The sequence below is a fragment of the Streptomyces sp. NPDC050732 genome (assembly GCF_040654255.1).
Classification (GTDB): Bacteria; Actinomycetota; Actinomycetes; order Streptomycetales; family Streptomycetaceae; genus Streptomyces.
This window is the reverse complement of record NZ_JBFAHP010000030.1, coordinates 54938-67648: the sequence shown is the minus strand read 5'-3', so window position 1 is coordinate 67648 and position 12711 is coordinate 54938. Positions and strand designations below refer to the sequence as shown.

The window sequence follows — 12711 nt, the reverse complement described above, 5'->3', positions numbered from 1 at the left end:
GACCGGCGAACCAGCGACCCGGCGGGGAAGCGGGTCAGTCGCGCGGGAGCAGCCACGCCGCGAGGGCCGTCGTCGCGCACAGTGTGGCGCCCGTGATGACGAGCCCCGTGTGCATCCCGGAGAGCGAGAATCCCGAGGCACCGACACCGCCTCCGCCGCCCGCGAGGAGTGCTCCGAAGAGGGCGACGGACATCGCGCCGCCCGTCTGGCGGAGGGAGTTGAGGAGGCCCGAGGCGGTGCCGGCGCGTTCGGCGGGGACGCTGTCGAGGAGTTGGGCGGTCAGCGCGGGGACCGCGAAGGCGCCGCCGAGACCCGTGGGGACGAGCAGGACGAGGACGAGCCACAGAGGCGTATCGGCGGACAGCGGGACGAGCGCGAACATGGCGAGGGCCAGGATCGCCTGCCCGAGGACGATGACCGTCCGCCGCCCGAGCCGTTCGGCGGCACGCGGCGAGACGAGGTTCGTCCCGGTGATGAACGCGGCGAGCGGCACGAACATCAGGCCCGCCCCGACGCCCGACATGCCGCGCAGCTGCTGGTAGTAGAGGCCGAGGAGGAAGGTCACGCCGTAGAACCCGGCGTTCACCGCGAAGCCGACCGCGAGGGCGACCGCGACCGGCCGCTGCCGCAGCAGACCGAGCGGGACCATGGGGGCGGGGTGGCGCTTCTCGGCGCGGTGGAAGGCGAACCCGGCGGCGACGGCCACGGCGAACGCGGTGAGCACGGGCGCGCTCCCCCAGCCCAGGTGCCCGCCCTCGATGACCGCGAACGCCAGCCCGGCCAGGGCGAGTACGGCCGTCACCTGCCCCGCGAGGTCGAGCGGCGCCGGGCGGCGCGGGGAGCGTGCGACACGGGCCAGGAGGGCGAGGATCACCGCGCCCACGGGCAGGTTGAGGAGGAACACGGACCGCCACCCGGCGGTCTCCGTCAGCACCCCGCCGAGCACGGGCCCCACCGCGACGGACGCGGAACCGCCCACCGTCCACAGCGCGATGGCGCGGGCGCGGCGGCGCGGATCGTCGTACGCCTGCCGGATCAGCGCGAGCGAGGCGGGCATCACGACGGCCGCGCCCGCGCCCTGGACGGCCCGGGCCGCGATCAGCGCGCCGATTCCGGGCGCGAGCGCGCAGGCCAGCGACGCGACGGTGAACAGCCCCACACCCCACACGTAGGCCCGCCGCGCTCCCGCCCGGTCGGCCAGCGCCCCGGCGGACAGCATCAGCGCCGCGAACATCAGCGTGTACGCGTCCACGACCCACTGCAAGCCCGCCATGCCGCCGTGCAGGGTGTCCCGGATGTCGGGCAGCGCGATGTTCACGGCGGTGACGTCGATGGTGATGACGGCGAACCCGAGCAGGCCCGCGACGAGCGCGAGGTGAGGGGAGCGGGTGGGGCGGGCGCCGGTCTCGGCGGGACGGGCACCGGCCCCGGTGGTGCCGGACGCTAGCACTGCGGTGGGCATGACACTCCTACGGTGAGACCGCCCCCTCGCGGGGGCAGCAAATGGGAAAGACCGTCGCGAAGCCGTACGGCACGACGGTCCCGGTCACGGTCCTGGCCCCGGTCCCGGGCACGGTCCGGCGCGAAGCCGTACGGCACGACGGACACGGACACGGCCCCGCTCCCGGGCACGGACACAGTCCCGGCCCCGGACACAGCCCCGGTCCCGGGCACGGGCAACGGCGCCGCGGAAGGCCAGGCCACCCAGACCGCGGCCCGGCGCCATGCACCCCCTGGGCCGAGGTGGCCCAGCCCCCCGCAGCAGTCACCACTCTCCGCCCAAGCCCCACGCAGTGGCAGGCCGCGCTTCACCGGGGTCCCGCGTTCCTGGCCCTGACACAGCCCCCCACGTCACTCCCCTCCCTCGTCTCCCACCAGGGACAATGGGCCGATGACGGACAGCACATCGAGCGCTCCCGCGGCCACGGGAACCGCCGCCCGTACCGGAACGGAGCTGGGCCGGTATCTGCGCGCCCGCCGCGCCCGGGTGACCCCGGCCGAGGCGGGCCTGCCCGCAGGTGCGGGGATACGCCGTACGCCGGGCCTGCGCCGCGAGGAGCTCGCCACCCTCGCCGGGGTGAGCGTCGACTACTACACGCGGATGGAGCGCGGCCGCGAGACGAACCCCTCCCCCGCCGTCATCGACGCGCTCGCCCGCGCCCTGCGCCTCACGGGCGACGCCCACGACCGCCTCCGCGACCTGGCCGAACTCGCCTCGGGCCGCCTCACGGAACCGCACCCGACGGCCGACCACACGGTCCGCGACTCCACGCTGCGCACCCTGGAGGCGCTGGCCCCGCTGCCCGCGTACGTGGTGAGCAGGCACAGCTACATGCTGGCCGCGAACGCCCCCGGCAAGGCGCTGTTCCCGGGCCTGTGGGAGTGGCCCGCCGAGCAGCGCAACGTGATCCGCTACGTCTTCCTGCACCCCGTCGGCCGCGGGCTGTACCGGCCGTGGGAGGAGACGGTCGCCCAGTCCGTGTCCCACCTGCGCGCCATCGGCGGCACCGACACCGACTCGCCCCAGCTGACGAACCTGGTCGGCGAACTCCTCCTGAAGTCACCGGACTTCGCCCGCATCTGGGAGCGGTACGACGTGAGCGAGCGCGGCGGCGGCACCAAGTCGTTCGAGCACCCGAAGGTGGGCCCGATGACGCTCACGTACGAGGTGATGGCGCTGGCGAGGTCGGGCGGCCAGCGGATGGTGGTCTACCAGGCCCCGCGGGGCACGCCGGACGAGACGGCGATGCTCCGACTGACCAGGACGGACTGACACCGGCCGCCCCTGCCCCGCCCGGCGCTCACTCCGCCGCGCACGAACTCCCCGTCTTGGGCGTCTCGCCGTACAGCAGGAATCCGTTCACCTTGTCCTGCACGCACTCGGACCCCAGGTAACCCGTGTGCCCGTCACCCTTGTTGTCGAGGACGACGGCCTGCGGCCCGAGCCGCCGCGCGGTCTCCTCCGTCCACCGGTACGGCGTGGCCGGGTCGCCGCGCGTGCCGACGAGCAGCAGCTTGGGCGTCTTCACGTCGCGTACGTCCTCACGGATGTACGTCGTCCCGGGAGGCCGCCCGAAGCAGAGCAGCACGGGCATCAGCATCGACTTGCCGAAGACGGGCGACGCGGCGTCGAACTCCTTCTGGAGCCTGCCGACTTCCTTCTCTATGCGCGCGGCGTCGGGCCGGTCCGGATCGTCGGCGCAGTTCACGGCCATGAGGGCGGCGGCCATGTTGTCCCCGGGCACTTCCTCCCCCATCGCGTGGGCGAGGCCGCCGCTCATCCGGATCAGCGCCCTCGGATCGCCGTCCGCGAGCAGCGCCCCCAGGGCCTGCGAGAGCGCGGGCCAGGCCTGCCTGCTGTACAGCGCCTGCCCGAGCACGCTGACGACGTCCTGCCCGGTGAACTCGGCGCCGTCCATGGACTGCAGCGGCATCTCGTCCATCTCCTGGATGAGCGTGACCATGCTCTGCCGCGCGTTGCGCGCGTCCGTACCGAAGACGCAGCCCGCGTTCCCCGTGCACCAGGCCAGGAAGTTGTCGAGGGCGGTCTGCCGTCCCTCGACGGTGGCGAGGGACTGTGCGGCGACGGGCTCGGTCAGCGTGTCGACACCGTCGAGCGCCATCCGCCCGACCTTCTTCGGGAACTGGGCGGCATAGACGGCGCCGAGCCGCGTCCCGTACGAGAACCCCAGGTAGTTCAGCTTCTTGTCGCCGAGGGCCTGCCGCATGACGTCCATGTCGCGGGAGACGTTGACGGTCCCCATGTGCGGAAGGACGGGCCCCGACCTGTCCGCGCACTCCTTGGAGACCTTGCGCATCTCCTTGAGCACGGCGGCCGGGTCCTCCGCCCCGCCGGCCGTGGGATCGGTGCTCTCGTCGGCGTCCCCGCAGCTGACCGGGGCGCTCTGGCCGACCCCGCGCGGGTCGAAGGAGACGATGTCGTAGTCCTTGCTCAGGAAGCCGAACTCCTTCTGCGCCCCCGCGAGCGCGGAGACGCCGGGCCCGCCGGGACCGCCGAAGTTCAGCAGCAGGGAGCCGCGCGGCTTCCCGCCGGTGCTGGACTTCATGCGGATCATCGCGAGGTCGACGGTTCCGGCGCCGGGCTTCGCGTAGTCGATGGGGACCGTCACGTGCCCGCACCGGATGTCGTCGGCGCCGCCCGTGGCCTCCGCCACGGCCTCGGTGTCGCCCTCACAGCCGGCCCACTTGATCTTCTGCGTATAGAAGCGCGTCAGGTCGGGCCGCCCACCGCCACCGGCGGCGACGGCGGCACCCGGCACGCCCGGTATCCCCGTTACGCCCGCTCCCGCGACGACCAGAACGGTGACGCCGGCGACTGCACAAGCCTTGCGCACGGCAACCTCCCAGGGTGTGCCCCTCGATCACCCTAAGCGCGGGAAGCGCGCCTCGCCCGTTCAGGACGTACACCGCGCATTACCTCGAACAGCTCACAACCGACAAGTGACCTCACGCCGAACACTGCGGACACTGCGGGCGCTACGGGCACGCCGGGGATGACCACCGTCGCCCCTCCATCAACCCCCCGAGCCCCGCCCAGGCAAAGTTCATGAGCGTGCCCGCGGCCTCCCTCGCCGAGACGGACCCGTCCGTGTTGGCCCACCCCGCCAGTGACTCCGCCGCCCCCACCAGCGCCTGGGCGAGCCCCGCCACCTCCCGCTCGGGCAGCGAAGGGTCACCGTGCGCCGACCGGGCCGCCTCCGCGATCAGCGACGTCACGAAGGTGACGATCTCCTCCCGCATCGCGGCGACCTCGGCCGCGAACGGCTCCCCCTGCGTACGCGCCTGGGTGTGCAGCACCGACCAGCCGTCGGGCCGCTCGGCGGTGTGCGCGAAGAACGCCCGCAGCCCGTCCCACAGCTGCCGGTCGGCGGGCTCCCCCACGGCCCCGCCGGCCCCCTTCCGCACCGCGGCGACGAGCGCGGCGGCCTCCCGCCGGATGCACGCGCCGAAGAGCTCTTCCTTGGAGTTCAGATACAGATACACGAGCGGCTTGGACACCCCGGCGAGCTCCGCGATCTCGTCCATGGAAGCGGCCCGGTACCCCCGCTGCCCGAAGGTCCGCACCGCCGCGTCCAGCATCTGCTGCTCCCGCACGGCCCGCGGCATCCTCTTCTGCCGCCGCTTCTCACCCACACCCACGCCCACCCCGGCCCCCGCCTTCCCACGCTGTCCGTCCACAGGTCAGCGTACGGTCAACGGACACCGGTCCACGATCACCGGAAAGCCCCGCCCCGGAATCCCGGGACGGGGCTTGGGCCGAGAACCCGGCCGAGAACTGGGCCGGGGCTCAGGCGGTGGCGGGCACCGCGTGGGACGACGGCGACTCGTCGAAGTCGTCGAGCGGGGACGCCGACGCGCTCTCGTACGCCTCGCGGTCGAGGATCTTCTCGCGGGCGGCGACGATCACGGGGACCAGTGCCTGGCCGGCGACGTTCGTCGCGGTGCGCATCATGTCCAGGACCGGGTCGATGGCGAGGAGCAGGCCCACGCCCTCCATCGGCAGGCCGAGCGTGGAGAGCGTCAGGGTCAGCATGACCGTGGCGCCGGTCAGGCCCGCCGTCGCGGCCGAGCCGACGACCGACACGAACGCGATGAGCAGGTACTCCTTGATGCCCAGGTTCACGTCGAAGATCTGCGCGACGAAGATCGCGGCGATCGACGGGTAGATCGCGGCGCAGCCGTCCATCTTCGTGGTCGCGCCGAAGGGCACGGCGAAGGACGTGTACTCCTTCGGGACGCCGAGGCGCTCGGTGACCTTCTGGGTGACCGGCATGGTGCCGACCGAGGAGCGGGAGACGAACGCCAGCTGGATCGCGGGCCAGGCGCCCTTGAAGAACTGGAGCGGATTGACCTTGGCGACGAACGCGAGCAGCAGCGGGTAGACGCCGAACATCACCAGGGCGCAGCCGATGTAGATGTCGGCGGTGAACGTCGCGTACTTGCTGATGAGGTTCCAGCCGTAGTCCGCGATGGCGAAGCCGATGAGGCCGACGGTGCCGATCGGGGAGAGCTTGATGACCCACCACAGGGCCTTCTGGAGGAGGGCGAGGACGGACTCGCTCAGCTCCAGGATCGGCTGGGCCTTGTCGCCGATCTTCAGTACGGCGATGCCGGCGACGGCGGCCATGAAGACGATCTGCAGGACGTTCAGCTCGGTGAAGGGCGTGATGACGTCCGTCGGGATGATCCCGGTCAGGAAGTCGATCCAGGAGCCGGCGTGGTCGGGAGCCTTGCCGTCCTTGGGGGTGAGGCCGGTGCCGGAGCCGGGGTTGGTGAGCAGGCCGATGGTGAGGCCGATGGCGACCGCGATCAGCGAGGTGATCATGAACCACAGCAGGGTGCGGGTGGCCAGCCGTGCGGCGTTGTTGACCTTCCGCAGGTTGGTGATCGACACCAGGATCGCGAAGAAGACGAGCGGGGCGACGGCCAGCTTCAGCAGGCCGATGAAGGTGTCGCCGACCTTGGAGAGGGTGGTGACGAGCCAGTCGACGTCCTGGTCGCGGGCGATCCAGCCGAGCAGGACACCGAGGAGCAGACCGCCGAGGATCTGCGCCCAGAACGGCATCTTGAGGTACTTGGATATCCGGAAGCTGGGCTCCCTGTTCGCCGGCTTCTCGGGCTTCTCGGGCTTGCCTGCCTTGTCGGCGGGCGTCGCGGAATTCGCGGACACGGACACACTCCGGTGAGGAAAGTCAGGGTGAGGGGGACGTACGGGAGCGGCGACCGCGAAGGGTCAGCAGCGCCGCTGCAGCGGGGGTCACGTTCAGATGTGACAGGCCGCGGACATGCAGCGGCAGAGATCGACATGCAGGCGCGCCACGAGCGGGACGCTCATGGCGTGACGGTGCGCTGCTGCTGTCTTCATGACAAACACGTTAACACTTGTGCTTTGAGAACATCAAAGGTCTTGTTTGAGGTAGCGGTCGTCCGCGAGTGCCCCGGAACCGCACGGAACGCACGAAACCCCGGCGCCGCAGCGCCGGGGTTCCGGTGAGAGTGATGAACGTTACGAACGCTGGGCGCGCGCCACGTCGTCCGCCTCGTCCTCCTGGGTGCGGTTCGCCTCCAGGTTGGCCTTGGCGCGGTCCACGCGCGCGACGACGTCCATCGAGGCGCGGTCGCGCTCCTTGCGGAGGGCGACGAAGCTGATGGGCGCGGAGACGACCAGCGAGAGCAGCAGCACCCACAGCAGGTTCGAGTCGCCGAGTCCTCGCGGCAGGATCTCGGAGTAGACGAGGCCCCAGACGACCAAGAAGCAACCCACGAAGATTCCGAGGCGCATCAGCGTGTAGCGGAGCATGTCAATCCACTCTTCCGTTCCGAAATGGGCCCGAGCAGGACGAGCCCCTCCAGTGAAGCATGGGAGGGGTCGCGACCGGCAAGGGGGTGAGCCCGTCAGACCCGCATCGCCTGCGGCGTCTCGCGCAGCAGCGGGTCGGGGCCCTCGTACTCACGGATCGCCTCGTAGCGCGTGTTCCGCTCGACCGGGCGGAAGCCGGCCTCGCGGATCAGGTCGAGGAGGTCCTCGCGGGTCAGCTTGTTCGGCGTACCGAAGTTGTCCGCGTCGTGCGTGATCTTGTACTCGACGACCGAGCCGTCCATGTCGTCCGCGCCGTGCTGCAGCGCGAGCTGCGTGGTCTGCAGGCCGTGCATGACCCAGAAGACCTTGACGTGCGGGACGTTGTCGAAGAGGAGCCGCGAGACCGCGAAGGTCTTCAGGGCCTCCGCGCCGGACGCCATGGTCGTGCGCGCCTGGAGGCGGTTCCTGACCTTGCCGTCCTTCATGTCGACGAAGTCGTGCTGGTAGCGCAGCGGGATGAAGACCTGGAAGCCGCCGGTCTCGTCCTGGAGTTCACGCAGGCGCAGCACGTGGTCGACGCGGTGGCGCGGCTCCTCGATGTGGCCGTACAGCATCGTGCACGGGGTCTTCAGACCCTTCTCGTGCGCGAGGCGGTGGATGCGCGACCAGTCCTCCCAGTGGGTGCGGTGGTCGACGATGTGCTGCCGCACCTCCCAGTCGAAGATCTCCGCGCCGCCGCCGGTCAGCGACTCCAGGCCCGCCTCGATCAGCTCGTCCAGGATGTCGGAGGCCGACATGCCGGAGATCGTCTCGAAGTGGTGGATCTCGGTGGCGGTGAAGGCCTTCAGGGAGACGTTCGGCAGGGCCTTCTTGAGCTCGCTCAGCGAACGCGGGTAGTAGCGCCACGGCAGGTTCGGGTGCAGGCCGTTGACGATGTGCAGCTCGGTGAGGTTCTCGCCCTCCATCGCCTTGGCGAGGCGGACGGCCTCCTCGATGCGCATCGTGTACGCGTCCTTCTCGCCCGGCTTCCGCTGGAACGAGCAGTACGCGCAGGACGCGGTGCACACGTTCGTCATGTTGAGGTGGCGGTTGACGTTGAAGTGCACGACGTCGCCGTTCTTGCGGGTGCGCACCTCGTGGGCGAGGCCGCCGAGCCAGGCCAGGTCGTCCGACTCGTAGAGCGCGATGCCGTCCTCGCGGGACAGCCGCTCGCCGTCCCGGACCTTCTGCTCCAGCTCGCGCTTGAGACCTGCGTCCATGCCCTCGCCCTTACCTCTCCAGCAACCTACGGCCTACGGCCCATGCCCTACGACAAACTCCCGCCAACCGTACGCCCCGCGGCTCACTCCTCTTCGGGCAGCTCTCCGACCCTGTTCTCCCACTTGGTGGAGAGCACGATGGTCGTACGCGTACGGGACACCCCGCGCGTGCCGCTGAGCCGGCGGATCGTCTTCTCCAGGCCGTCCACGTCGCTCGCCCTGACCTTCAGCATGTACGAGTCGTCGCCCGCGATGAACCAGCAGTCCTCGATCTCGTGCAGGTCCTTCAGGCGCCGCGCCACGTCCTCGTGGTCGGCGGCGTCGGAGAGCGAGATGCCGATGAGGGCGATGACGCCGAGGCCGAGGGATGCGGAGTCGACGGTCGCGCGGTAGCCCGTGATGACACCGGCCGCCTCAAGGCGGTTGATCCGGTCCGTGACGCTGGGCCCGGAGAGGCCCACGAGCCGTCCGAGTTCGGCGTACGAGGCCCGGCCGTTCTCCCGCAGGGCCTGGATGAGCTGCCTGTCCACGGCGTCCATAGGTGCGATGCCTTTCATTATTCAGCGATACCGCGAGTCTATGTGCAGAATCTAAGGCGCAACAGGGGTTAAACCCTGCAAATCTCGGAGCGCGCAGCGAGGAAGCACCACCAGGAAGCCGGAGGCGCTACTCCCCCCGGGAGCCCGAACCGAGCTCCCCTTCCCACCGGCGGTACAGACCGTGCGGCACCCGTGCCGCGTCCAGCACCCGCCCGGCGACGAAGTCCACCAGGTCCTGGATGTGCGTCGCCCCCGCGTAGAACGCCGGAGAGGCGGGCAGCACGATCGCGCCCGCGTCGTCCAGGCTCACCAGGTGCTTCAGCGTCTGCCCGTTCAGCGGCGTCTCGCGTACGCAGACCACGAGCCGTCGGCCTTCCTTCAGCGTCACGCTCGCCGACCGCTGGAGCAGGTCCTTCGAGAGCCCGAGCGCCACCCCGGCCACGCACGCCGTGGACGCCGGCACGATCAGCATGCCCTTCGTCGCGTACGACCCCGAGGAAGGGCCCGCCGCCAGGTCACCGGCGGCCCAGTACCGCACGTCGGACACGTCGGGGTCGAACACCCCCGGCTTGCCGTCCGCGCCGCGCGCCAGCCACTGCCGCAGGTCCTCCCGCCAGTGCGCGTCCCGGAACGCGATGCCCGTCTCGTCGAGCAGCGTCAGCCGCGAGGCCCGCGAGACGACGAGGTCCACGCTCTCCCCCGCCGCGAGCAGCGCGCGCAGCACCGCGGCGGCGTACGGCGTCCCGGAGGCCCCCGACACCCCCACGATCCAAGGCCTACGCTGCGTATCTCCTGGGTTCACGCTGTGCAGCCTATCCGTCGGCGTGTCAGACGGTGAGCCCGCGTACGAGCAGATCCAGCAGCGCGCACGCGAACAGGGCGATCCCGATGAAGCCGTTCACCTGGAAGAAGGCGCGGTTGAGGCGGGACAGGTCGTGCGGCTTCACGATCGAGTGCTCGTAGACGAAGGCACCGGCGACGACCGCGAGGCCGAGCCAGAAGAACACGCCCGCGCCGGTGGACGCCGCGTACCAGACGAAGAGCGCCGTGGTCACGAGGTGGCAGCCGCGCGCGCCCCAGATGGCGGCGGGGATGCCGAAGCGCGCGGGCACCGACTTCACGCCGACCTCGCGGTCCGTCTCCACGTCCTGGCAGGCGTAGATCAGGTCGAAGCCGCCGATCCAGACGCCGACCGCGAGCCCGAGGATCACCGCCTGGCCCGACCACTCGCCGGTGACCGCGATCCACGCGCCGACCGGGCCCATCGCCTGGGCCAGGCCGAGGATGGCCTGCGGGAAGTTCGTGAACCGCTTGCCGTACGGATAGACGACCATCGGGACCACGGCGACCGGCGCGAGCGCCAGGCAGAGCGGGTTGAGCAGCGCGGCCGACGCGAGGAACACGGCGAGCGCGATGAGCGCGCCCGTCCACGCGGACTTCACCGACACCGCGCCCGTGACGAGCTCGCGGTGGGCGGTGCGCGGATTGCGGGCGTCGATCTCGCGGTCGATGATCCGGTTCGCCGCCATCGCGAACGTGCGCAGGCCCACCATGCAGACGGTCACCAGGAGCAGCCGCCCCCAGTGGATGTTCTCGTCGAGCTGGAACATCGCGGTCAGCGCGGCGATGTACGCGAACGGCAGCGCGAAGACGGAGTGCTCGATCATGACGAGCCGCAGGAATGCTTTGGTGCGCCCCGGCTGCGGGATCGCGGCTGATGCTGAACTCACGAGAGTCCGTACTCCTTCCAGCGACGGTCGACCTTCGCCGCCGTCTCCGGGTCGGACTCGACCATGTTCGGCCAGCCGCCGTCCCGGGTGTAGCCCTCCTCGGGCAGCTTCTTCGTCGCGTCGATGCCCGCCTTGCCGCCCCAGAACTGCTGGTAGGAGGCGTGGTCGAGGTGGTCGACCGGGCCCTCGACGACGGTGAGGTCGCGGGCGTAGTCGGTGTTGCCGAGCGCCCGCCAGGACACCTCGTGCAGGTTGTGCACGTCGCAGTCCTTGTCGACGATGATGATCAGCTTCGTCAGGGACATCATGTGCGCGCCCCAGATGGCGTGCATGACCTTCTGCGCGTGCTTCGGGTACTTCTTGTCGATCGAGACGATCGCGCAGTTGTGGAAGCCGCCCGACTCCGGCAGGTGGTAGTCGACGATGTCCGGGACGATCACCTTGAGAAGGGGGAGGAAGAACCTCTCCGTCGCGCGGCCCAGCGGGCCGTCCTCCGTCGGCGGGCGGCCCACGACGATGGACTGGAGCAGCGGCCGCTTCCGCATGGTCACGCAGTCGATCTTCAGCGCGGGGAACGGCTCCTGCGGCGTGTAGAAGCCGGTGTGGTCGCCGAAGGGGCCCTCCGGCAGCATCTCGCCCGGCTCCAGCCAGCCCTCGATGACGACCTCGGCGTGCGCGGGCACCTGGAGCGGGACCGTCTTGCAGTCGACCATCTCCACACGCTTGCCCTGGATGAACCCGGCCAGCATGTACTCGTCCATGTCGCCGGGCAGCGGCGCCGTCGACGCGTACGTCACGGCGGGCGGGCAGCCGAACGCGATCGCGACCGGCAGCTTCTCGCCCCGGCGGGCGGCCACCTGGTAGTGGTTGCGGCTGTCCTTGTGGATCTGCCAGTGCATGCCGATGGTGCGCTTGTCGTGGCGCTGGAGGCGGTACAGACCGAGGTTGCGCACCCCGGTGTCCGGGTCCTTGGTGTGGGTCAGGCCCAGGTTGAAGAAGGAGCCGCCGTCCTCTGGCCAGGTGAAGAGCGCGGGCAGCTGCTCCAGGTCGACGTCGTCACCGGTGAGTACGACCTCCTGGACGGGCGCGCTGTCCGACTTCACCTTCTTCGGCGGTACGTGCGTCATCGCGCCGAGCTTCCCGAACGCCTCGCGCACCCCGACGAAGCCCTGCGGCAGCTCCGGCTTGAGCAGGCCGCCGATCTTCTCGCTGATCTCGCCGTACGACTTCAGGCCCAGCGCCTTCAGGAGGCGGCGGTCCGTCCCGTACACGTTCATCGCCAGGGGCATCGAGGAGCCCTTGACGTTCTCGAAGAGGAGGGCGGGCCCGCCGGCCTTCTGGACGCGGTCGACGATCTCGCCGACCTCCAGATAAGGGTCGACCTCGGCCTTGATGCGCTTGAGATCGCCCTCGCGGTCCAGTGCCCGGAGCAGGGAGCGAAGATCGTCGTAAGCCATGCGTTCCAGTATCCGGCACCGGTTACCCTGGCCCCGTCACCGGGGGCCCGCACGCCTCCCGCCGTCACTGCTTGGGGGACCCCGCCACCATGCTCAGGTATCTGCCGTTCCTGCTGGTCCTGGCGGTGTGGATCTACGCCTTCATCGATGTCCTGAACACTCCGGAGAAGGAGGTCAGGCATCTGCCCAAGGTGGTGTGGGTCATCATCGTGCTCCTCTTCGGAGAGGTGCTGCTCGGCCCGGTCGCCTGGTTCGTCACCGGCAAGAAGCGGCACGCGCCCGGCAGGGCCGGAGGCGGCAGGACCCGCTGGGTCGCGCCCGACGACAACCCGGAGTTCCTGAAGTCCCTCAAGGAGGAGGACCCGGACGAGAAGAAGCGCGACAAGGGCAACGAGGGCTGAGACT

12 protein-coding genes are annotated in these 12711 nt (G+C 70.4%); 2 read left to right on the top strand and 10 right to left on the bottom strand.

Features of this window, described 5'->3' with window-relative positions:
* Positions 1-34: 34 nt before the first annotated feature.
* On the bottom strand, positions 35-1462 hold the full coding sequence (locus AB0H82_RS25695) for an MFS transporter (RefSeq protein WP_362996560.1): 1428 nt from the start codon (positions 1460-1462) through the stop codon (positions 35-37).
* A gap of 429 nt (positions 1463-1891) precedes the next feature.
* Between AB0H82_RS25695 and AB0H82_RS25690 the strand changes: the two genes are divergently transcribed.
* Entirely contained in the window at positions 1892-2773 is an 882-nt protein-coding gene (locus AB0H82_RS25690) for a helix-turn-helix transcriptional regulator (RefSeq protein WP_362996558.1), read from the top strand.
* 28 nt (positions 2774-2801) lie between these two features.
* On the opposite strand, the gene AB0H82_RS25685 is transcribed toward AB0H82_RS25690, so the two are convergent.
* The 9 genes from AB0H82_RS25685 to AB0H82_RS25645 form a co-directional block, all read right to left on the bottom strand.
* On the bottom strand, positions 2802-4355 hold the full coding sequence (locus AB0H82_RS25685) for an alpha/beta hydrolase (protein ID WP_362996556.1): 1554 nt from the start codon (positions 4353-4355) through the stop codon (positions 2802-2804).
* A 142-nt stretch (positions 4356-4497) separates the two neighbouring features.
* Complete coding sequence (locus AB0H82_RS25680) at positions 4498-5127, bottom strand: TetR/AcrR family transcriptional regulator (RefSeq protein WP_362996650.1); 630 nt, start codon at positions 5125-5127, stop codon at positions 4498-4500.
* A gap of 181 nt (positions 5128-5308) precedes the next feature.
* Positions 5309-6691, bottom strand: a complete 1383-nt coding sequence (locus AB0H82_RS25675; protein WP_362996554.1) for a dicarboxylate/amino acid:cation symporter — start codon at positions 6689-6691, stop codon at positions 5309-5311.
* 336 nt (positions 6692-7027) lie between these two features.
* Positions 7028-7321, bottom strand: coding sequence for a DUF4229 domain-containing protein (locus AB0H82_RS25670; protein WP_362996552.1), 294 nt, complete (start codon positions 7319-7321; stop codon positions 7028-7030).
* 95 nt (positions 7322-7416) lie between these two features.
* Complete coding sequence (gene mqnE, locus AB0H82_RS25665) at positions 7417-8580, bottom strand: aminofutalosine synthase MqnE (protein WP_361082719.1); 1164 nt, start codon at positions 8578-8580, stop codon at positions 7417-7419.
* Between the two features lie 83 nt (positions 8581-8663).
* Positions 8664-9119, bottom strand: a complete 456-nt coding sequence (locus AB0H82_RS25660) for an Lrp/AsnC family transcriptional regulator (protein ID WP_030791839.1) — start codon at positions 9117-9119, stop codon at positions 8664-8666.
* Between the two features lie 127 nt (positions 9120-9246).
* The gene (locus AB0H82_RS25655) at positions 9247-9921 is read right to left on the bottom strand and encodes a UbiX family flavin prenyltransferase (protein ID WP_362996550.1); all 675 of its coding nucleotides are present in this window, start codon (positions 9919-9921) and stop codon (positions 9247-9249) included.
* Between the two features lie 25 nt (positions 9922-9946).
* Positions 9947-10849 (bottom strand): menaquinone biosynthesis prenyltransferase MqnP, encoded by a 903-nt coding sequence (gene mqnP / locus AB0H82_RS25650; protein WP_362996548.1) that lies wholly within the window; start codon positions 10847-10849, stop codon positions 9947-9949.
* Positions 10846-12306 carry a menaquinone biosynthesis decarboxylase gene (locus AB0H82_RS25645; RefSeq protein WP_362996546.1) on the bottom strand — a complete coding sequence of 487 codons (1461 nt, stop codon included), beginning with the start codon at positions 12304-12306 and terminating at the stop codon, positions 10846-10848. The genes mqnP and AB0H82_RS25645 overlap by 4 nt, the downstream gene beginning before the upstream one ends.
* Positions 12307-12395: 89 nt before the next feature.
* Between AB0H82_RS25645 and AB0H82_RS25640 the strand changes: the two genes are divergently transcribed.
* Positions 12396-12707 (top strand): PLD nuclease N-terminal domain-containing protein, encoded by a 312-nt coding sequence (locus AB0H82_RS25640; protein ID WP_362996544.1) that lies wholly within the window; start codon positions 12396-12398, stop codon positions 12705-12707.
* The last annotated feature ends 4 nt before the right edge of the window (positions 12708-12711 follow it).